Source organism: Lentzea sp. HUAS12 (genome assembly GCF_024125735.1).
Lineage (GTDB): Bacteria > Actinomycetota > Actinomycetes > Mycobacteriales > Pseudonocardiaceae > Lentzea > Lentzea albida.
The window spans coordinates 9,448,563-9,469,193 of record NZ_CP099738.1 but is presented as its reverse complement, the minus strand read 5'-3'; the positions used below and the strand labels follow the sequence as shown (position 1 = coordinate 9,469,193).

Below are 20,631 nucleotides of genomic sequence, written 5' to 3'. Positions count from 1 at the left end.
CCCACTCGGGGACACCGCCCTTCTCTCATCGCCTGGCCCGCTCGACGACCTCCTCCAGCCGCAACGGGCTGGGCGGATGGTGACTCAGGCACAGCGGAGCCAGCATCCGCCGGAACCCGAACGTGTCACCGGTGACGTAGAACTGCCCGCGTTCCAACCGCGAGATGTCCGCGACCGAACTCCCCTTCGCCCGCGCCATCTCCGTGGCCGCGGCGATCTGAGCAGGACTGTTCAACCGCCCGAAGAACTGCGTCGTGGCGTTACCGGTCACCTGGTTGTGCACACCCTTCGGCGCCTGAGTGGCCAACACCAGCCCAAGCCCGTACTTGCGAGCCTGCGACGCCAGCAGGATCGTCGTCTGCGTACTGGCCGTGGCCTGCCCGGAAGGCGCGATCGTCTGCGCCTCGTCCATCACCATCAGTCCACCCAGCGGCCGGTCCGAAGCGGGGTTCCGCTTGATCCAGGCGAACACCTCCAGCTGCAACTGGCTGATGAACCCCTGCCGCTGCTCGTCGGACGGCAACCCGACGAAGCTGATCACCGAAACCCGGGCCTTCTTCCCCGCCGAAGGCTGGAACAACACGCCGGGATCCGTGGCCTCCCCATCGCCCGCGAGCAAGGGGTCGTTGACCATCGCGGCCCGCAACGTCTCCGCCAGATCAGCAGCGGTGGCCGTCGCGGAGACCAGGTTGCTGACCCCGTCCGGCAACTCGGCCAGCAGGTCCACGAACCCGTTCAGGTCCCGCCTGTCCTTGCGCGCGTAGTACTTCAACGCCTCCTTGAGCACAGCCCGCCCACGCACAGCGAACTTGGTCGCGTTGGCGATCCGCGCATGGGGCAACAACCGAGCCACAGCAGCCTCGACAGCAGCGCTGAACTCGTCCTCGTCCCCCCGAACCTCAGCGAAGTCGGGCAACGGGTGGAAACTCAACGGCCGCCCACCGGCGCGCCCAGGCGTCCACACGACCACCTCGGTCCCGGCGAAGTACGCGGCAGCAGCCTCCCGATCCCCGGGCAGCCAGTCCGCCGGCGGCTCGGGCCAAGCGTCCCCGAGCCGCGCCAGGTCGTTGTTGGGATCCAGCACGATCGCCGAAACCCCTTGCAGCGCACACTCCTCGACGATCCGCCGCAACAACACGGTCTTCCCGCTACCGGACCCGGCGAACACGATCGCGTGCTTGCGCAACGACTCGAGCGCGATCCGGATCTCCCCGTCCATCCCGAGCACGATCTCGCCGTCGCCCGAACCGGACACCGGTTCCTCCGCCTTCGCCTGCGGGGGCCTCACCTGCTCCGGCGGAGGACGCGTCTCCTGGTGCCGACTCCCGCCCCGCGCCGGATCAGGCAGGATCTTCCGCAGGAACGTGCTGCTGCTGGCCGGTTTCCGGGCAACGAGCCACGCCAGCAACTGATGCGACTGCGACGCCCACATCTCCTTGAGCGCGATGAACGTGCGCAGGTCGTCATCCGACACGTCGACGCTCTTGCCACCGCGCTGCACGAACTCGGCGACCTCACCCTTCGTCTTCGCACCGGTCCAGCCGTCGGAACCCTTGCGAATCAGCACGAGGTGCCGCCCACGCCCGTCCTCGGCCGCGGCACGCGCGTTGCGGAACTTCCGCAGCACCTTGTTCCCGTGACTGCTGGCGATGAGCCGGAAGACCCAGCGCTCCTCGACGTCCCGCTCCTCGTCCACGGTGTGCCGCAGACTCGCGTGCAGGCTCTTGTCCTTCGCCTCGGGCTCGGGATACCAGGCCAGGTCGTCGTTGCCGATCTCCGTGACCCACGACCGCAACCCCGCCAGCAACAACGCCGGCATCACGTCGTCCTCGTTCTGCGACCGCACCTCGGCGGCCGCACCGGCGGCCTTCTCCCGCAACCGCGCGAACTTGGCGTCGAGCTCCGCGAGGTAGTCCTGTGCGGGACCTGCCTTCGGCACGGCCAGCACCACCGGCGCGGGCGCCTCTTCCTGTTCCGGCTCCTGGAACGACCGAAGCTCCCGAATTTCACCGTGCAAGCACTCTTCGGCGTGCAAGTGGATGCGCTTGAGCAGCGCGCGCGGCGTCTCGGTCTGCCAGCCGTCGCCGAATGCTTCCGCGGCCACAGGCCAGGTCGGGTGAGGAGGAGTGATCCCCTTGGCCTTGTAGATCACCCCCAGCCACTTCTCGACCAGTGCCCTCCCGATCGCGGGATCGTCGATGGCACCCAGCACAGGTGTCTTCGTGAACCGGTCACCGACGGTGTCGCTGGCCGCCTTGCGCAGCTTGACCCAGGTGGTGGGCAGGCAGGCCACGACAGTCACCGTTCGCCGGGTGACCTCCCGCAACTGCATCAACCCGTCCGAGATGAGCGCGAGCTCTCTTGCCTCCTCCGGGTCGAGCTCGTCCTCGATCGCGTCCTGGGTCTTGTTGACGACGGTGTCCAGCTGATCGATCGCCACCACGGAAGGACCGGTCATCGCGAGCACCCGTGAGATGTCCCGCACCACCTGGTGTGCCGGCTTCGTCTTCGCCGACAACCCCCACTCGGCGCGCTCGCCCTTCTCCTCCTCCAACCCCTCGAGGTAGTTCCGGCCGATCGACGAGTGCCGCCGGGACGCGTACAGGACCAGTGCCCGGATCACCTCGTCGCACTCGCTGGCGATCCGCGCATCGACCTTCTGCAGCCCGTCGACCAGGGCGTCCAAGTGCTCGGGCATCAACGTCGCCTCGCGCACGATGGCCTTGCTGACGTTCTCCGGCAGATCCGCGCCTCGGCACAGCTCCCGCAACAGCACGATGAGCTGCAGATGGCCACCGTCATCGGTCCTGAGCAGCTCGCTGCGCATGGCGTCGGCGACGTCGTCCCAGAACATCGCCGCCGAGCTGACCTCGATGAGGAAGAAGTAGCCACCGGTCTCCTGCACCATGCTGCGCACGGTGCCGAGCAGGTGGGTCTTGCCAACCCCCTTGCGCCCCTGCAGGACGAGTCCGATGGGGTTGGAGCCGGTGCTGTCCCTGGCGTCCGCGATCGCCGTCCGGATGCGGTGTTCGGCCCGAGTGTGCAGGCCGTCCACGTGGGACGGTGAGGTGCGCCAGACGTCGTCGGGAGTCTCGGCGGAGTTGAACCGCAGCGCCGCCAGCGCCTCCCGCAGTTGCGCGGTCACGACTCCTCCATCGCCACGAGGTGCAGGTCCTCACTGCCGACCCGCAACGCCGCCGCGTGGTCGTCGGCGGTGAGCACCTTGGTGTTGGACTCGGGCGCCAGGTGGACGGTCCCGGTCTTCATCATCTTCACGAGGGTCTCGTCGACCTCGCCCTTGTCCGCGCCGTTCAGCCGGGGCCGGATGCGGGCGAGCCGGATCCAGTCCTGCGGCTCTTCGGCCAGTTCCTCGTACACGGACCGGATCAGCGACTCCAGGTCGCGGGCGCTGAATGCCTCGGCGAGGAGCCCCCGCTCGTCGAGGAATCGCAGCACGAGCTGCAGGATGTCGGCATGTACCCGAGCCAGCGGCCCCGACCGCGTCGGGGATCCGCCTCCACGCAGGTCGGACCGGCACCAGTCCCGTCCCTTGGCGGTGATCTCGTGCACCAGCCGCCTCGCCACCTTCGACGTCTCCAGAAGCCCGTCGGAGTTGAGCCGTTCCCTTTCCTTGGGCTCAAGCCTGATCTTGAACTCGGCCACCAGCTCCGGGTTCGGGATCGCCCGGTTCTCCAGCATCAGCCGCAGCAGTGCCGCTCGTGCGCTGGGCCCGTACTTCTCCGGCATCACGCCGCCTCTCTCAGTCGGTGAACGCATTGAGTCTTCGATCGATCCGGGCGAGCAGCTCTCCCACAGCCGCTCGCAGTCCGGAGGGCATCGGGGTCCGGGCGCCGCTGCCGTGCGCCTTGCTGATCAGTGCGAGATCAGCCGCGTGGTCGAGCAGCAGCTCCAACGCACCGCTGTCGAGCGCCGCGGTCATGCCGCGGACGGATTCCTGGACGAGCGCGAACCGGCCCGCGTAGGGCATCTCGTCGGGAAGACCGCGCAACGCGGTCGCGGCCGCGAGCAGCGCCTCGTGGTGGGGCTCCTGGTCGGAGTTGCCCTGGATGAGGGCCTGGAGCTGCCGCGCGACCAGTTCCGGGCGCAGTCCGAGCTCCAGGTGCCGCAGGTTGCGCAGAAACCCCGGCAGCTGGTCCTGGTCCGTGTTCTCCGAGAGCACGCAGAACAGCTGCCGTTGCCCGCCCTCCGGTCCGATGGCGTGCCGCAGGAAGCGCTCCGCCTCGGTGATCTGCCACCGGCTCGGCTCCTCGTCCACGAGGAGGCACAGGTGCTCGGCGGGCTCGCTCGTCTTCTCGAGGATCCCCGGGTCACCGGACACCGAACGGCCGGCCCGCACGCCGAGCGCGTTCAGCTCGGTGATGAGCTCCTCGGTGACCTTCAACAGTGTGCGAGGACTGGACACCAGGAGGTCGAGGTCGTAGTCGCGGTGGTGGTTGCGCGCGGCCGCCACGTAGGCGTCGCGGTTGTCTTCGAGCACGTCGGTGCGGTCGTACCCCTGCGCGACGACCGCGGCGATGGTCTCCAGCGCGTACGAGATCTGGTCGGGGGACGGCACCAGCTCGTCCAGCACCGGCAGCTGCTCGCCGAAACTCCAGTAGGAGACGTACGGGACCGTGAGGTGCCGCAGCATCAGGTCTTCGGGGACGCTCTTGACGAGCCAGTTCTCGAACAGCGGGGCGACCACCTCGGCGCACTTGCGCTGCCACTTGTCCGCGCGCTCGTACTCGACCCGGTTGTCCAGTCTGGACAGCACGGGGAGCACGGTGTGCCGGGGACGGTCGTAGGGCATGCGGTCCCGCGCGGCGTCGGCGCGGCGGGTGATGTCGACGACGTCGTCGAGGTTCTGGTCGTTGGCGGTGAAGACGACGACCAGCCGGTCGGGCAGGTGGGCGGTGCAGATCCCCGCGATGTCGGAGATGCCGGTCCTGCTGTCGATCAGCACGAAGTCGTGCTCGGCGGTCCAGCGCTCGCGGCACTGCTCGAGGAACCTCGCGAACCCCCGCTCGTACAGCTTCTCCCAGCCGATGTCCTGCATCCGGCGCATGTAGGAGCGGTCCATCTTCCCCGCTGCCAGCAGCGCGAGCGTGCCGGTGCCCCCGACCTCTGCTTTCAGGACGTGATCGGAGGGTTCCGCCGCGCCGTCGAGGAAATCGTGCGCGAGGTCGATCACGCCGCCTTTCGGCGATTCCTCCAGCACCGGTGCGAAGTAGTGGTGCAGTCCGGGTGCTTCCAGGTCCCAGTCGATCGTGAGGACCCGGTAACCCCAGCGTGCGAGCAACACGGCGATGTTGGCCATCGTGAAACTGCGTCCGACGCCGCCCTTGTACGAGTAGAAGGTGATGACGGTCCCGGCCATGGTCAGAACCTCGGTATCTGGGGTGGTGGCAGAAGTGGGGGTTCCGGTGGGTCGACATCGGGCCAGTCGGGCTGCCACGGGGGCGCCGATCTGGCGAGCCGCACGAGATCAGCAGCGAGATCGTTCACCTTCGTGTGGAATCGGAGGTATTTCCGGCTTTGCTGGTACACCGGATCCGGGTGCGCGACGTCCTTGAAATCGACCCACGCCCTTTCCTTCTCCTCCGGCGGGAAGTTCTCGGAGTCGGAGTAGAGGATCGGGTAGATCAGTCCCTGGGAGACGTCGAGGCTCGCGACGCCGAGCATCTCCTCCCGGGCACGCATGCTCTTCTGCTCGGCCATGCACCAGCGCGACTCGTAGTACTGCGGCGTCAGGAGCTGGATCATGATCTTGCTGCGCCGCAGGGCGTCCTGCAGGTCCGACGGCCAGTGCACGGCGCGCTCCATCGTGCGGTCGACGTACACCGTCGGAGTCGGTGCGTACTGATCAGCCAGGCATTCCTTGAGCTTGTTCAGGAAGTGGTTGAGCAACCATCGCTGCACACTGCCGTATCGGCAGTAACTGATGAAGAAATCGTACTTGTAGGACACAGCGCACAACGGTAGGTGCGCCACCCCGGTCGATAAAAGACAAAAAAGTGGGCATTTTCAGCCGTTCCGACCAATAAATGGACAGGAACTGGGTGCCGGCGCTGCCGGACCCGGAACAGCAGGAAGCCCCCGATCGAGTTCGATCGAGGGCTTCCTGTCCTGAGTGGACGATACAGGGATTGAACCTGTGACCCCTACCGTGTCAAGGTAGTGCTCTCCCGCTGAGCTAATCGTCCGAGCGGATGACGAGACTCGAACTCGCGACCCTCACCTTGGCAAGGTGATGCGCTACCAACTGCGCTACATCCGCGTTGCTCCCGGTTTCCCGTGGTGCGAGAGGAACTTTATCCGACGGTCCCCCGAAGTTCCAAATCGGCTGATCTTGAACGGTTCCGGCAGGCCCGCACACGTGCGGAAACGCCAGCGGGGCCAGGTGCGCTGTGCACCTGGCCCCGCTGGCGTTCCGAGTGGACGATACAGGGATTGAACCTGTGACCCCTACCGTGTCAAGGTAGTGCTCTCCCGCTGAGCTAATCGTCCGAGGCGGAGACGGGAATCGAACCCGTGTACAGGGCTTTGCAGGCCCTTGCCTAAGCCACTCGGCCACTCCGCCAGGAGCATGGATCCACGGTGAACACACCGGGGAACCACAGAGCGGATGACGAGACTCGAACTCGCGACCCTCACCTTGGCAAGGTGATGCGCTACCAACTGCGCTACATCCGCGTACATCACTGACTTCGTGATGTTGAAACAAAGCTTATACGAGGGGTTCAAGCGGGTTTCACCGGGGGTGCCCGCATCACCTTCGCGGGCCCCCTACCTCGGTTTATTCAGCTCAGATCGTTCGAGATGAGGTGCGTGAGCGCCTCGTCGACGTTGACCCAGAGGTGCTCGTTGCCCGGCACCACGACGTCATAGGTGCGGTCGAGGAAGTCGGCGAGCTCCTGGGCGGAAGCCTCGAACATGGCGTGCCCGGACGGTGAGCTCAGCTCGATCACGACGACCTCGGGGTCGTCGGCGGCGGGGCGGATCCGGACGTCACCATCGCCTGCGTCGGCGATGAGACCGTCTGCGAGCAGGTCGCGGGCGTAGACCCACTCGACCCAACCGGCGCGGCCGGTGCGGAACGCGGCGACGACCGCGTACGGGTCCTTTGTGTCGTATCGCAGCTCCACCTGAACCGGGACCGCGGGGGTCCTCGGTGCCAGCAGGTCGAAGACCGCTGTCGAGCGGAGCGTCACGTGATCGTTGCGCATCGTCGTTACCCTCTTCTCCCTTCCCGGTCAATGAAACGACCGAGCACCTCAGTTGTGACGTGCATGTGGCGAGGAACGCTCGCGGAACGGGCGCAGATCACCCCATCGGGTCAGCTTGACTGCGTAACGCGACGGTTTGCACGCGTTCCGTGCCCTCCTCACTCGTTAGCCCGCGTTCAGCGACTCCCATCTTGCTGGGTCTAACCTGAACCCGGTACCGGCTGTTGCGCGAATGTTGGACGTGAGGACATCTCTGGTGGCTGACACGCCCGGCCCACCCGTCGCTAGACGCGACGGCCGGCCGACCGATTTCGAGCTCGTGCAAAGACTCGCACAGGGCGATCGGACGGCGTTCGGAGAGCTGTACGACAGGTACGGCACGCCAGCGTATTCGCTGGCCAGGCGCATCTGCGTGGACCCCGAACTGGCCGAGGACGTCGTCCAGGAGGCCTTCCTCGCGCTCTGGCGGCACCCCGCCAGGTTCGACCCCGCCCGCGGGAGTTTCGGCACCTGGTTGATGACCCTGGTGCACCACCGCGCGGTCGACGCCGTACGTAAGGAGAACACCCAGCGCCGCCGGACTGTTCCCCTCACCGACGACGCCTCCCCGCCCGTGCAGGGCTCCGACCACGACGCGTTGGTGAGCGTGGTGAGCGCGGAGGTCAGAGCGGCGCTCCACACGCTGCCCGAAGAGCAGCGCCAGGTCATAGCGCTCGCCTATCTCGGTGGCTACACGCAGTGCGAAGTGGCGAAACTGACAGGCGTACCACTGGGCACTGTGAAGTCGCGCACGTTCGCGGCGATCAGACGCCTGAGAGGCACGTTGGGGAACTTGTGGGCCGGGGAGACCGGCGAAACGACAGGAGCTCACCGGTGAACGGCGACCTGTGCGCTCAGGAGGAGCTCGCCGTCGGCTGGGCGATGCACTCCTTGGAGCCCGACGAGGAAGCACTGGTCCGCGACCACCTGCCGACCTGCACGACGTGCCAGCGCACGGTGCAGGCGACCGAAGAGGTCCTCGCGGGCATTGGTGGCGCAGTCCGCCAGGAACAACCGCCGGCACACCTGCGCGCGAGGTTGATGGAGCAGATCGAGCACATCCCGCAGGAAGCGCCGGCACCGGCAGCACCGCACACCCCGCGCCACGCGGCCCCGATCCCGCTGCGCCCACGACACCGCCGCCGCACCGGCCGCGTGCTCCTGGCCGCCGCGGCAGCCCTGGCCGTCCTGGCAGGAGGCGGCTACCTGGGCGTGCGCGTGAACCAGCTCTCGGGCGAGGTCACGGCAGCGGAAGCCAGGACGAACGACCTGAACAGGGCCCTCTCCCTGGCCGCCGACCCGGCCACCAACAGGGCGGTCCTGCGCACCGGCTCGGGCGACGAGGTGGCGGTCGTCTTCTCGAACCCCACCACCGGCGCCGTGATGCCGACGAACCTGAAACCGAACGACTCGGGTCACGTTTACGTAGTTTGGGGTGCGAGCACCAAAGCGCCGGTACCGTTGGCGGTGTTCGACGTACGAGCCGGCACGACCGACCCGCAACTGCTGCCCTGGTCGTCCGACGCGCACAAGCACACGACGTTCGCGGTGTCGCTCGAACCAGGCCGCCAGGCCCCTCAGCAACCTTCCGAGGTACTGGCGGGCGGCCAGGTTGCACCCGCCTGATTCCAAACAGGATGATCGACACATGACGAAGCCCGACGTGAAGCCCGAGGAGCACAAGGGCTGGCGGCACTGGTTCCACAGGAACCCGGCCCTCAACATGGCGTACCGCATCGGCGTGGGCGTGATCGGCGGCCTCGTGCTGATCGCGGGCATCATCATGATCCCGTACCCCGGCCCGGGCTGGCTGGTCGTCTTCGCGGGCCTCGCCATCCTCGCGACGGAGTTCGAGTGGGCGGGCCGAGTCCTCAAGTTCGCGAAGCGCTACTACGACCGCTGGGTCGAGTGGCTCAAGCGCCAGCCGTCCTGGGTCCGGGGCCTCGTGATGGCGGGCGTCTGCGCCATCGTCCTCGTCACCTGCTACTTCCTCAACGTGTTCGCCCTGGTCGGAGGCTGGTTCGGGCTCGAGTGGAGCTGGTTGCAGAGCCCGATTTTTGGTTCTCGTTGATGATGTTGTAGGCTATGACCACACCGCGAGAGCGGGACAGCAAGACAACAGAACACGGGCGTTTAGCTCAGCGGGAGAGCGCTTCGTTCACACCGAAGAGGTCACTGGTTCGATCCCAGTATCGCCCACAGTGTGTTTTACCTGATCAGACGGCCCGCCGATGGATTCCATCGGCGGGCCGTTTGCGTTGCGTAGCGCAGAACTACCCTGCCAGCCTCAGGTCTGTGGACATCGAACCCGCAGGTCAGCGACTTGTCACCCCTCCAGCCCGTGCCCCATTCGCCGGTACCGAAGAGGTCACGAACCTCGTTCTCGGCATCACAACTGCAGCGGAAGCCTCTGACCTGCGCAGACGCGAGAACTCAAGCGTGAACGTCCACGGATCGCGCAGCCCTGGTAGTAAAAGTGGTAGCAGACCCGCCTCGTTGCTCATCAGTCCAGCCTCGTCATCCAGAGCATCTGCAGCAGAGCAATCACTGTCTTCGCGGCGTTGCGTTCGAGGTCCTCAATGATCGCGGAGCCGGCCGCCGCCGCTGGAGGCGAGTGCGTTTCCGAGGCCCGAATCGGCCAGTACCTGCTGCAGACCCCAAACCGCGGAGAACTCTTTGCCCGGCCCTGACCGTGGAGCCGGCATTTGTGTCCTCGATGCCGGGAACCGGGAGTCCGGACGTGTCGACGCAGGCCCCGCGCGACACACCACGCGCATCACGAGTTTCCTGGCATAAAACGAATATTTCGCCCCTGTAGGTGGGCGGGTCGAGTGCAAAGAACTGCGAAGTTGCCGCGGTCAGCCACTGTTAAGGGGACGCGATCGACAGATAGCTCGCCGGGCAACCCGCGAGCCGGACACCTCGGAGCGAACCGCCACACACCTGGCCGCGAAGTGGCGGCCATCGGACGGAGGTCGTTGTTCGGTAGTGGGGTGTTGTCGCTGCAAGCGCTGATCACCGCGACAAGACCACCACGGACTGCGGCTGGACCTGCTCTCCCGGCAAGCGCACCGAGCGTCGCGTCCAGGAGGTGCAGGCGTTTCCAGGGACGAACCACTTCGAACCCCGAGCGACGGTGAACCGAACTGTCCACCAGGTGTGATGTCAGGTGCCGGCGCCGCTGTCGAGCAACCAGTGGTAGCGCATGCGCATCACACGCTCGACGGTGCAGGCCACCGCGCCGAAGCCGAGCGTGAGGTTGAGCCACCGAACCAGTCCGTGCGATGCTCCGCGTTCGCCTGCGCGACGTGCCCGGTCTCGCTCGTTCCGGAAGGGTCCACCAGACCAGCGCCCTCAGCGGCGGACATCTTGAACCAGCCGGAGCACCGTTGACGCGCGGGTGACTCATCTCGAGCAGCTCGAAGCCGCCCTTTCCATCAGGTTGAGGCTGTGTCCAGATCATCGAGCCCGTGTCCGAGCACAGGTCGCACTCGGCATCACATTCTGTTTCAGCAGCAGGAGGCCATAAGTTTTCAGATCGACCGACGAGGTCCACCACGCCATCGTTCACCCGTCCTGCCCTGTGTCACCCGCGCTCACCGCATCCTCGCTTCGCCCGCGCCCGCACGGTGCAGCCGGACGTGACCTCACCCGGAGCGGGCTGTGAAGCCGCAGAGGACGAGTGGCCGCGGCCCCTCTGGACGAACCGGTCGATCGTCACCCAGCAGGGACGGGATTTCGGCACGACACGAGGAAGGTCTTCGCTTCGCGGCGTGGTCAGAGCCTTGATCGCCGCGGATCTGCTGGGGTGTAACACGATGTCCTCGCTGATGCCGGCGAGCAGCGCCGCGCGGGCGGTGAGCGTGTCGCTTCCCACGACAGCCATCCTGGTGCCACACGCACTGGCGGCTCGGTGAACATCGAGGAGCAGCGCGACTCCGGCCGGATCGAACCACGTCACACGGGTGACGTCGACCAGCAGCGCCTCTCTCCGCCCGTCCAGGAAGCCGAGCAGCACCCCGCGCAGGTCGTCTGCGGTGTACGTACTGACCTCACAGGAGACCAGCACGGCCAGCGTTCCGTCCTGCTCGACCACGACCACTCCCGCCGTCCTCGCAGGGTCGCCCGGCCGTGCTGGTCTGTCTTGCGTGTTCATCCGTCTTCTTCAACCGCGCATCATGCATGCGCTGCTCGATCCTGTGTGCCTGGGTCTCGGGCGGTTCCACCGTTGTGCCTCCCTGTCTCAGCCGAGCAAGGCGGTGACGTTGGCGCGGTGGGCGCCGAGGGTGACGTAGAGCTGGGCCCACTGCTTGTCGTTGCCGTTGGGACTTTGACCGTCGCAGAAGGGTTTGCGGCCGTGCGCGGTGTAGTAACGCAGGAGTGCCAGAGTTTCGCCGGTGCCGCGCATCGACTCGTCGGTGTAGCGCGAACCTGGCGGCTGGGACTGGTGGCGTAGGCAGGTGAGGTCCGCGCCGTTCTCGTTGTCGAAGACGGGACCGGGATCGGGGGTTCCCGTGCATGCGACCAAGAAGGTCGTGCAGCACACGAGCAAGAGCGGAACGCGCATCGCGTCTCCTATCCGAACAGCGCTCGAGCGGTCAGCCCGAGGCCCACGACGAGAACGAGCCCGGCGGTGATCGCGGGCAGGGCGGTGAACCGGTCGCGGAAGCGCTCGACGGCGGCCAGCCGGTCACGCAGACGGACCAGGAGCAGTCCCACGAGCGTGAGCGTGGTGGCCATGCCGATGCCATAACCGAGCACGAGCAGGACGCCGAACCAGGTCCGCCCCAGGGCGATCGCCCCCAGCAGCACCACCAGCGCCGAGGGGCTGGGCACGAGTCCCCCTGCCACGCCCATCCCGATCAGGCCGCCACGGCCAACGCGGTGCCCGTGGCCATGCCCGTGGCCGTGCCCGTGGCCATGCCCGTGGCCGTGGCCGACGAGCACGGGTTGGCGCTGCAGTGCCGAGCGGAGCAGGAACACCCCGATGGCGGTGACGAGCACGCCGCTGGCAACGCCGAGCACGCGCAGCAGCGATTCACCGGCCAACGCGCTGGAAGCGCTGATCACCAGACCGATGAGCAGCACCCCGACGGTGTGGGTGAGGGTGACGGTGGCACCGACGACGACCGCGTCACGAGCGGTGCCGTCCCGGCCTGCCAGGTAGGCGGCGATGACGGTCTTGCCGTGGCCGGGCAACGCGGCGTGCGAGGCGCCGAGCAGCAGCGACAGCAGCACGGCGAGCACCCCGACCAACGGCGTGAGGTCCTGTTCGCCGGCGAGGTCGGTGAAGGCGCGGGTGGCCGTGCCGAGCAAGGTGGTGCCGCCCTGGGCCACGCCGACGCCCGAGGCCGCGGTGGTGCCGGGTTCGACGCGCAGGCTCACCTCCCGGACGTCGAGCGGGTCGGCCAGCAGGTCGTCGGGATAGGCGCGGAGCTCGTCGCTGGCGCTGGTCGCCGGTACGGGCGGGTCCAGCAGTGCGATGCCGTCGCCGGTGGCGGTCATCTCGTGCCAGCCGACGCGGCCCGGCCGGTAGGTGTCCCGCACGTCGACGGTGGCGGCGGACCCGAGGTCCGCGGGCGCGGTGGACAGGCAGGTGAGGCGGGTGGTAGGCAGCCCGGCCTCGCCGGACGGGTGCTCGACCGACGCCGATCGCGGGGATGCCGCGGTGCGGACGCCGTCGACGGTCACCTGGAGACCGTCGAGCACGGCACCGCACTCCCGGTCCGCGTAGTCGCTCGTGCGCGCGGGCTGCTCCTGCAGGGTGGGGATCTCGGCGAGGTCGATGACCGAGACGACGTCGACCCGGTCGGGGTGGACGGTGATGGCGTGGTGGTGGTTGATCGTGAAGTTGCCCAATGGGTGCGCGCTAGCGCTCGCCGGAGCGGCCAGCAGGGCCAGCCCGGCCAGGACGAGGACCGCGGCCGCCCTCATCGCAGTCCGTCCAGGGCTGCGCGGGCGGCCGGGCCGTCCACGGGTGAGAAGTGCGGGTTGGTGCGCACCGCGGAGTCAAGCGCGCTCCTGGCCTCCGCGGTGCGACCGAGCGCACGCAGGATCATGCCGCGGTGGTAGGCGAAGGTGGCGTTGCGCCAGCCGGTCGCGGCGGCGCGCTCGGCGAAGGGCAGTGCCTCGGCATCACGACCGGTGAGGTGCAGCGCCCAGGCGAGCGCGTCCGCGACCAGCGGATGCTGCCGGCGGTTCCACTCCCGTTCGGCGGCGGCCAGCGAGGTGGCGGAATCACCCCGATCAGCGGCGACGACCGACACGGCCATGTCGTCGATGCTGCCCGCGGCGGCCAGCAGGCGCTCCTGCTGGGCGAGCAGGTCGAACTGACGCGCGGCGTCGTCGGTGCGGCCCGACGCGCGGAGCAGGAGCGCGTACTCGTGCAGGTACTGCGGTGACGGCACGCGGGCGACGATCGCGGCGTAGCCGGTGATCGCGGTGCCCAGATCTCCTCGGGCCGCGGCGATCTTGGCCCGCCCCTGCAGCAGTGCGGGGTCGAGGGGGTCGACGAGCAGGCCCTGCTCGTACTGCGAGGAGGCCTCGTCGAGATCACCGTTGTCGAAGGCCAGCTCGCCGAGGTGGTAGCGGCAGAACAAGGTGTCAGAGGGTGACGAGGAGGCGTCGAGCGCACGGGTGAGCGCTTGGCGCGCGGCGTCGACGTCGCCGCGTTGTTCGAAGTCGTAGGCGGCACGGGTGAACGCGGGCACGCCGGGTTCGAGGTCGAGCATCCGCTGCACGGCGGCTCGTGCTTCGTCGGACTTGCCGAGTTGGGTGAGGGCGTCGGCGAGCACGCCGTAGACCTCGGCGGTGTCGGGCAGCGCGGCACGGGCGAGTTCGGCCTGGTCGCGGGCAGCGGCGAAGTCGTGGCGGGCGTTGGCGAGGGCACCGAGACCCAGGTGGGCGGGTCCGTTGCCGTCCGGCTTGTGCCGCAGAGAGGTCTCGAGCGCACCCTGTGCCTTGCCGTAGTAGGTGGGATCACCGGTGATGCGGGCCTGCTCGACGTAGGCCGAGCCGAGCGACGCCCACGTGGCGGCGTCACCGGGCACGCGCCGCAGCCGCTCCTGGGCAGCGCTGATGGCGCGTTGCACGTCGCTGCGAGCCACGGCGGCGCCCGCGGCTGTGGGAACGGGGTCGTCACCGCGGCTGAGCGCCGTCGCGGTGGTGGCGAGCAACGCGGCGCCGGCGGCGATGGCCAGCGCTGCGATGATCTTGCGGCGGTTCATGGCGCGCTCCGTGGGTTGCTGCCGAGTCAGGTCACCGGACGTGCCGGGGAACGAACGGGTCCGTTCCCCGGCACGGCTGTCATGCGACTGCGGGAACCGCGGTCCGAAGTGGACGGCGGCTCAGCAGCCACACGCCCGAACCGATCAGCAGCGCCGCGAGGACGCCGTTGAGGATCAGCCCGGCCGGCAGACCGCCACCGCCACCGCTACCGCCCGCGGGCGGCACAGCTCCGGCAGCGCCGGAGTTGACCGCGGTGTTGTGGGGCAGCGCCACGTACGGGAACGAGGTGCCGAACGCCTTGTCGTTGGCATTGACCTTGTCCCCCGCCGCGAGCGCGGGCACGATGCCGCTCACCGCGGCGCCCTGCAGTGCCTGCACGCCGATGTCGAGCACGTCGTCGGCGAGCCGGCGTCCGTTGGGGAAGCCCTGCAGGTCACCGGCGAGCACGCCCAGCCGGTTGGGCGACGCCGCCGGCGGGATCGAGGTGTTGAGCCGCAGCTGTTCCGACGGTGTGAACTTCTTCGGGTTCACGTCGGCGTTGTTGAGCTGTGAGTTCAGGTCCGCCTTGATCGGCCCGCCCGCCTTGGTGGTGATGCCGGTCAGGAAGATCTCCACGAGGTCGTTGCGCGGCGTCGCCGGTGCCGGCAGGCCGTAGATGGCCTGGATCAGCTTGGGCACCTCCGGATCGGTGACCCGGTTGACCAGCTCGGGCGTTTTGCCGTCCTGGTCGGGCGTGAGGGAGTTGAACCTGTCCTTCAGCCCTGCCGGCACGACGACCTCGTTGACCAGCGGGTTGCCCAGGCGGGAGACCTGGACGAACGGGCCCACCGGTCGTGACTCGCCGGGAGTGAGCACCATCGACTGCCGCTCGGTGTCGCTCCACACGCCGATGACCGGGTTGCGGGTCGCGTCGCCCTTGAGCGCCAGCTGCGACTTCGGCACCTGCAACGCGATGGTGTTGACGTTGTAGCCGCGCAGCGTGTCCTGACCGACCTCGGACAGGTTGCCGCCGTAGAGCAGGTCGAACACCCGCAGGTCGAGGAAGAACGCGTCATCGGACTGGCCGACGAAGCTCTTGCCGCCGCCGGGGACGTCGGTGATCGCCTGAGCGGTCAACGCGCCGTAGTCCGGCATCGACGCCGGTCCGGTGTTGGACGGCGCGACCTTGCCCGAGCGGATCAGCTTGCGCTCACGGCCGTCGCGGTCGATCAGCTCCAGCGTGTAGGTCTGCCGGAACAGCAGGTTCTCGTCGTCCAGCGACGTGACCGGCCCGTTGTTGTACAGGAACGTCGACTTGCCACGACGGTCCTCGGTGCGGAACGTCCACCGGTACGTCAGGTCCGCCTTGGCGTCACCGTCGTTGTCGATGTTGATGTCGTAGCGGGCATCGGTCGCCCACGGGTAGAAGTTCGGCCCGCCGTTGGGCTCCTGGAACGGCGACCAGTTCGCCACCAACGTGACCGTGTCCGGCTTGTCCGGGCTCACGAACGCGTACACGTCGGTGTTGTCCACCGCGGGGTCGCCCGCGATCAACGGCGCTTCTCGGTGGCTCGACGCCCCGGCCGATCCCGAACCACCGATCAGACCTGCCGCGAGCAACGTGCTCCCGACCGCGATCAGACTTACCGCCACACGTCGTCGGCGACGTGTGGGAGGGGGTGCTGACATGCTCCATCCCTTCGGATCCGCGCCTGTCCGGAGCGATACCCGCCACGCGGACAGGACGTCGTTCATTCGCCACCGATGAAGTGCGGGTTTGCCCGGTTCACCCGATCGCACTGTTGCCAAAATCTGGCATCAATGAGTCGTGCTCGGGACGCTCTCGGCGCGACGACCAACCCACAGGGCCCGCGCCGACGAACCACGACCGTTCAGGCCGCAGAACAACGCGACTCTGCAATGGACGCACTCGGAGAGGCTGATCGGCTTGCTGCAGACCGTCATCGTGCTGGTCGCGGTGCTCACGGCAGTGTCCCTGCTCCCCTCTCCCACACCGGCACTGTGGGTGGTCCGGGCGCTGGCCCTGAGCCTCGCGCCTCCGCTCGCGGTGGTGGCGATCGCGCTGGCGGCGGTGGCGGCGGTCAACGGGAACCTGGTCTTCGCGGTGGCGGCGGCGGTCACCGCGGGGGCCCAGCTCTGCGTGGCCGGAGCGCAGTGGGGCAAGCCCTCGCGCTGGGTGCCGCCCATCCCCGCGTGCCGCGTTGTTCGACCTGACCGGCTTCCTCCGCGCGCGTGCGCCGGAGCGGCACGAGCTGCTCTCGCGTGACGGTGCCCGGCTTCCGCTGGGGGTCTGGCACCCGGCCGATCGCGCGGTCTCAGGTCCGGCGGTCGTGCTGGTCCACTGTGGAGGATGGGCGGGCGGGAACCGGCGGCAGGAACAGGCAGCCGGGCGGCACTAGGCGACGGCGGTGAAGACCATCGAGTGCCAGCCGGTGGCGCCGTCCGGGATGGGGGCGGCGCGGTCGTTGGTCTGGGTGAGGCCGTTGCGGTCGGTGGCGCGGCACTCGACGGTGTGGTTGCCCGGCGCCACGTCGAGCTCGATCCGCCACATCCGCCAGGTGTCGACGTTGACCTCCTTGCTCAGGGTCGCCTGCTGCCACGGACCGCCGTCGACCCGGACCTCCACCTTGTCTATGCCGAGGTGCTGGGCCCACGCGATGCCCGCCGCGACGAACTTCCCCGCCGGCGCCCGTTCGAACGACTTCGGCCGGTCGATCCGCGACATCACCTTGACCGGTGCCTTCTTCGCCCAGCCGCGCTGCGCCCAGTACGGGTCGAACGCGTCGAAGGTGGTGAGCTCCATGTCCACCAGCCACTTCGTCGCCGAGACGTAGCCGTAGAGGCCGGGCACGACCATGCGGACCGGGAAACCGCGCTCCAGCGGCAGCGGTTCGCCGTTCATCCCGATGGCCAGCATCGCGTTCGAGCCCGGGGCCATGATCGACGAGACCGGCGTTCCGCACGTCCAGCCGTCGACGCTGCGGGTCGCGAGCTGGTCGGCGCCGGACTGCACGCCCGCGTCGCGCAGCAGGTCCGCCAGGTCCACGCCGATGAAGTTCGACGTCGAGATGTACGGGCCGCCGACCTCGTTCGACACGCACACGAGCGTGATGGTCTTCTCCACCAGCGGACGGCGCAGCAGGTCGTCGTAGGTCAGCACCATCTCGTTGTCCACCATGCCGTGCACACGCATCCGCCAGTCCTCCGCCCGCAGGCGCGGCACGGTGAGCGCGGTGTCGACCCGGTAGAACTTCTCGTTCGGCGTGAGGAACGTCGGCGTGCCCTCACGCGAGAAGTCCGCGTCGAACGGGATCTCCGGCGCCTTGCGCCCCGGCCGCAACGTGATCCCGCGCCGCGAGGCCTCGACGTCCACCCGGCCCGCGAGGAACTGACCGCCCACCCCCGCCACCGCGGCTCCCGCGGCGACCGCGGCCGTCGACAGCAGGAACCTGCGCCTGCCCGGCGCCTCCGCGGGTGCCTGGGACCACAGCCAGCGGAACGCGACCACGCCGACCACGAGGCTTGCGAGCGGCGCGACCACTGCCCATCCGGTCGTCGTCGGCCGGGCCAGCACGGCGGCGATGCCGAGCAGTCCCAGCAGGCCGGCAAGCGCGGTGCCGGGCCACGGGCTGCGCCGCGACAGCAAGCCCGCCACCACGCCGAGCCCCGCGAGCACGACCGCCATGCCCGCGAGGAGCACGACCTTGTCGTTCTCACCGAAGGTGCGGATCGCGAAGTCCTTGACCGGGTGCGGTGTCAGGTCGATCGCTGTGTTGCCGACGGCGAGGAACGGAGAGGCCAGCGGACTCACCAGCCCGGCCACGAGGTGGCCTGCCGCCAGGGCCGCGGCCACGGACACGAGACCGATGAGGATGGATCGCATTGCCTTCACACCAGTGGTTCGGGGCGAACTCCCCGGCAGATTGGGCAGCGGCCGAACTCACCGCCGCGGAGCGACGCCGAGTCGAAGCTCGCCCAGCAGGACGACGCCCTGTCCCTGTGCGTCCAGATCCATTGTGGACGCACAGGGACGTGCGTGGCGCCGTCCCGAACCGGCTGAACCGCATCTGGCGGATCCGCGCACACGACATCCGCACGAAGTCCCGAAGCCGGATCGACACCGAGACCCACACCACCTGATCGGGTGATCTCCCTAGGACAGGTCGACGTCCTCCACGGCGCGTTCGAGTTCGCGCCGGTTCTTCGCATCGAGTTTGTCGCGGATGCGGATGACGTGGTGCTCAACGGTCTTGGGGGAGATGAACAGCGCGTCGCCCACCTCGCGGTGGGTGAGCCTGTCCCGGACCAGCGCGGCCACCTCCTGCTCGCGTTCGCTCAGGACCGCGGCACCACCACTGCTCTCCCCACCGCCGCCGTGGAACTGGCGGGCGATGTCGAGCAGCTGGGTCATCGCTTCGCGGTCGGTGGTGTGCATGGTCGCGTGCCCGGCGAGTCCGGCCGCGTCCGCGCGCATGCCCGGCTCCAGCAGTGCGCGGCCATCGAGAGCGCACGGGCGAACGACAACGCCGAACTCCAGGGTCGCGGCGAGCAGGGCCTCGCGGCTCCCTTGCGACGTCCGGACGTGAGAGCAGCTGTGCCGCCCCGGTGTCACCGCCGAGGAGTTCCACGCAGGCGAGCAACAGCTGGTGACGGTCAGCGAGCAGCCCCTGCCGCTGTCGTCCTGGACGGCCTTGGCGAGCAACGACCTCGCCACCGTCAGCTCCCCCGCGTGGACGCAGGTCAACGCGGCGAGCGCGGTGGGACTGTCCGGCAGCACCACCGCGAGAGCTCCGGCCTGGTCCACTCACCGCCGTGGCCACCACGGCGGTGAGTGCAGCCATCGGCGACATCTCCGGCGGACTCGGCGACGTCAACCTCGGCGGCGTGCTCAACGACCTCGACCTGAGCCTCTGACACACCTTCTGAAGGCCGCCCCGACCGCGCTCCGGGGCGGCCTTCAGGCGTCAGCACCATCCACACCGTCCACTTCGGACCAGCAGTGGCCGTGATCTCGCAGATCCGGGAACAAGCTCCCGCAACGCGGCAATCCGTTCACCGGACCGCACCGAAGTACCCGCGTGAAACCGGGAACGCCACGTGCGATCAACCCGCACCTGGCGACCGGTGCACACGCGCTCGACGCGCTGCCGGACTTCGAGCGCACCGCGTTCGAAACACATCTGGACGACTGTCGAGCCTGCGCCGACGAGGTGACAGGATTGCGGGAGACCGCCGCTCTGCTCGGGAACGCGGTGGACCGCCTCCAACCGCGACTTCTCCGGCCGCAGGTGGTGAACGCGGTCAGGTTCGTGCGGCAGGTGCCGCCCAGGTCGGAGCGCGTCATCGTCTCCTCGCGGCGTCAAGGCCTCCAGCTCGCCGCTGCGCTCGTCACCGCCGCCTGCCTGGTGGCCGGTGCCGTGGCTGGCGTGCACGGCGCACTGACCTCGGCATCCACCTCACCGGTGGCAGCCCCCGAGCACACCCCGATCGGCGATCTGCTCGCAGCACCGGACCTGCGCCTGGTCAGCTCGGGAGATCCAGCGGGAAGCGCGGCGCTGTCGGGCAACCGGAACGAGATGCTCTTCCTCGCCGACGGCCTGCTCGCTCCGCCGCCCGGCCGCACCTACCAACTGTGGCTCGTGGACGACCACGGCCCGCGTTCGGCCGGAACCAAGCTTCCCAGCGGTGGCACGGCGTCGATGCTGGTTCAGGGAATCAACGGAGTCGACGAGGCGGTCCTCACCATCGAGCCCGCAGGAGGATCACCGGGGCCGACAGGTGCTCCGGTCCTCACTCTCTCCCTGCGCTGAGCGCACGGCCGATCGGGTTCGATCCACGCGCCGAACCCTGAGGCGTGCCCGATCGCATCCTCGTCATCGGGTACGGCGACACCGGGCGCAATACCGTCAGCTCGGTCCCGAACTCGCAACCGGACGCCCGGCTCACAGTGCTGGACATCGAATTCGCCGCCGCCGACCGGATCGTCGATCGTCGCTCTCATCCGTGAACCGGATAACCACGCGCTGTTCGCCTCCGAAGGCGCATGACCGTCCACTTGCGATTCTCGGGTCAAGACCCCCGGCACGCGAAAACTCCGGGAACCGCAACACAGTGCGGTTCCCGGAGTTCTCGGTACTGC

The 20,631-nt window shown here is 68.5% G+C and carries 18 protein-coding genes and 6 tRNA genes; 7 read left to right on the top strand and 17 right to left on the bottom strand.

Annotation, left to right across the window (positions count from 1 at the left end; translation table 11 throughout):
• Nucleotides 1–25: 25 nt before the first annotated feature.
• From ND450_RS44610 to ND450_RS44565, 10 genes are all read right to left on the bottom strand, one after another.
• Entirely contained in the window at nucleotides 26–3,145 is a 3,120-nt protein-coding gene (locus tag ND450_RS44610) for an ATP-binding protein (RefSeq protein WP_253323953.1), read from the bottom strand.
• Complete coding sequence (locus tag ND450_RS44605; protein WP_253323952.1) at nucleotides 3,142–3,747, bottom strand: hypothetical protein; 606 nt, start codon at nucleotides 3,745–3,747, stop codon at nucleotides 3,142–3,144. The genes ND450_RS44610 and ND450_RS44605 overlap by 4 nt, the downstream gene beginning before the upstream one ends.
• A 13-nt stretch (nucleotides 3,748–3,760) precedes the next feature.
• A complete protein-coding gene (locus ND450_RS44600; protein WP_253323951.1) occupies nucleotides 3,761–5,377 on the bottom strand; it encodes a KGGVGR-motif variant AAA ATPase in 1,617 nt (538 codons plus the stop codon).
• A gap of 2 nt (nucleotides 5,378–5,379) precedes the next feature.
• Nucleotides 5,380–5,967: a TIR domain-containing protein gene (locus ND450_RS44595; RefSeq protein WP_253323950.1), complete on the bottom strand. Its 588-nt coding sequence runs from the start codon at nucleotides 5,965–5,967 to the stop codon at nucleotides 5,380–5,382.
• 164 nt (nucleotides 5,968–6,131) lie between these two features.
• Nucleotides 6,132–6,203: transfer RNA gene (locus tag ND450_RS44590), tRNA-Val, on the bottom strand.
• A gap of 1 nt (nucleotide 6,204) precedes the next feature.
• Nucleotides 6,205–6,277, bottom strand: a tRNA-Gly gene (locus ND450_RS44585).
• Between the two features lie 158 nt (nucleotides 6,278–6,435).
• Nucleotides 6,436–6,507, bottom strand: a tRNA-Val gene (locus ND450_RS44580).
• Nucleotide 6,508: 1 nt separating this feature from the next.
• Nucleotides 6,509–6,580, bottom strand: a tRNA-Cys gene (locus tag ND450_RS44575).
• Nucleotides 6,581–6,620: 40 nt separating this feature from the next.
• Nucleotides 6,621–6,693, bottom strand: a tRNA-Gly gene (locus tag ND450_RS44570).
• 107 nt (nucleotides 6,694–6,800) lie between these two features.
• On the bottom strand, nucleotides 6,801–7,226 hold the full coding sequence (locus ND450_RS44565) for an SsgA family sporulation/cell division regulator (RefSeq protein WP_030477975.1): 426 nt from the start codon (nucleotides 7,224–7,226) through the stop codon (nucleotides 6,801–6,803).
• Nucleotides 7,227–7,482: 256 nt separating this feature from the next.
• Here ND450_RS44565 and ND450_RS44560 point away from each other — a divergent pair, with 256 nt between their 5' ends.
• From ND450_RS44560 to ND450_RS44545, 4 genes are all read left to right on the top strand, one after another.
• Nucleotides 7,483–8,103 (top strand): RNA polymerase sigma factor, encoded by a 621-nt coding sequence (locus ND450_RS44560; RefSeq protein ID WP_245786015.1) that lies wholly within the window; start codon nucleotides 7,483–7,485, stop codon nucleotides 8,101–8,103.
• Complete coding sequence (locus ND450_RS44555) at nucleotides 8,100–8,891, top strand: anti-sigma factor (protein WP_253323949.1); 792 nt, start codon at nucleotides 8,100–8,102, stop codon at nucleotides 8,889–8,891. The genes ND450_RS44560 and ND450_RS44555 overlap by 4 nt, the downstream gene beginning before the upstream one ends.
• 22 nt (nucleotides 8,892–8,913) lie before the next feature.
• Nucleotides 8,914–9,336: a TIGR02611 family protein gene (locus ND450_RS44550; RefSeq protein ID WP_089913272.1), complete on the top strand. Its 423-nt coding sequence runs from the start codon at nucleotides 8,914–8,916 to the stop codon at nucleotides 9,334–9,336.
• A gap of 56 nt (nucleotides 9,337–9,392) precedes the next feature.
• Nucleotides 9,393–9,464 (top strand) — tRNA-Val (locus tag ND450_RS44545).
• A gap of 1,387 nt (nucleotides 9,465–10,851) precedes the next feature.
• Here the strand turns inward: ND450_RS44545 and ND450_RS44540 are convergent.
• The 5 genes from ND450_RS44540 to ND450_RS44520 form a co-directional block, all read right to left on the bottom strand.
• Complete coding sequence (locus tag ND450_RS44540) at nucleotides 10,852–11,421, bottom strand: STAS domain-containing protein (RefSeq protein ID WP_253323948.1); 570 nt, start codon at nucleotides 11,419–11,421, stop codon at nucleotides 10,852–10,854.
• 87 nt (nucleotides 11,422–11,508) lie between these two features.
• Nucleotides 11,509–11,832, bottom strand: coding sequence for a hypothetical protein (locus tag ND450_RS44535; protein WP_253323947.1), 324 nt, complete (start codon nucleotides 11,830–11,832; stop codon nucleotides 11,509–11,511).
• A gap of 8 nt (nucleotides 11,833–11,840) precedes the next feature.
• Nucleotides 11,841–13,199: a High-affinity nickel-transporter gene (locus ND450_RS44530; RefSeq protein WP_253323946.1), complete on the bottom strand. Its 1,359-nt coding sequence runs from the start codon at nucleotides 13,197–13,199 to the stop codon at nucleotides 11,841–11,843.
• Nucleotides 13,196–14,491, bottom strand: coding sequence for a lipopolysaccharide assembly protein LapB (locus tag ND450_RS44525; RefSeq protein ID WP_253323945.1), 1,296 nt, complete (start codon nucleotides 14,489–14,491; stop codon nucleotides 13,196–13,198). The genes ND450_RS44530 and ND450_RS44525 overlap by 4 nt, the downstream gene beginning before the upstream one ends.
• Before the next feature lie 79 nt (nucleotides 14,492–14,570).
• The gene (locus ND450_RS44520; RefSeq protein ID WP_253323944.1) at nucleotides 14,571–16,124 is read right to left on the bottom strand and encodes a DUF4331 domain-containing protein; all 1,554 of its coding nucleotides are present in this window, start codon (nucleotides 16,122–16,124) and stop codon (nucleotides 14,571–14,573) included.
• A gap of 295 nt (nucleotides 16,125–16,419) precedes the next feature.
• On the opposite strand from ND450_RS44520, the gene ND450_RS44515 reads away from it, so the two are divergent.
• Nucleotides 16,420–16,758, top strand: a complete 339-nt coding sequence (locus tag ND450_RS44515) for a hypothetical protein (RefSeq protein ID WP_253323943.1) — start codon at nucleotides 16,420–16,422, stop codon at nucleotides 16,756–16,758.
• 129 nt (nucleotides 16,759–16,887) lie between these two features.
• On the opposite strand, the gene ND450_RS44510 is transcribed toward ND450_RS44515, so the two are convergent.
• Both ND450_RS44510 and ND450_RS44505 read right to left on the bottom strand, forming a co-directional pair.
• Nucleotides 16,888–18,375 carry a molybdopterin-dependent oxidoreductase gene (locus ND450_RS44510; RefSeq protein WP_253323942.1) on the bottom strand — a complete coding sequence of 496 codons (1,488 nt, stop codon included), beginning with the start codon at nucleotides 18,373–18,375 and terminating at the stop codon, nucleotides 16,888–16,890.
• A 270-nt stretch (nucleotides 18,376–18,645) separates the two neighbouring features.
• Nucleotides 18,646–19,296 carry a helix-turn-helix transcriptional regulator gene (locus tag ND450_RS44505; protein WP_253323941.1) on the bottom strand — a complete coding sequence of 217 codons (651 nt, stop codon included), beginning with the start codon at nucleotides 19,294–19,296 and terminating at the stop codon, nucleotides 18,646–18,648.
• Nucleotides 19,297–19,570: 274 nt separating this feature from the next.
• Between ND450_RS44505 and ND450_RS44500 the strand changes: the two genes are divergently transcribed.
• A complete protein-coding gene (locus tag ND450_RS44500) occupies nucleotides 19,571–20,302 on the top strand; it encodes an anti-sigma factor domain-containing protein (protein ID WP_253323940.1) in 732 nt (243 codons plus the stop codon).
• 44 nt (nucleotides 20,303–20,346) lie between these two features.
• Entirely contained in the window at nucleotides 20,347–20,499 is a 153-nt protein-coding gene (locus ND450_RS44495) for a hypothetical protein (protein ID WP_253323939.1), read from the top strand.
• The last annotated feature ends 132 nt before the right edge of the window (nucleotides 20,500–20,631 follow it).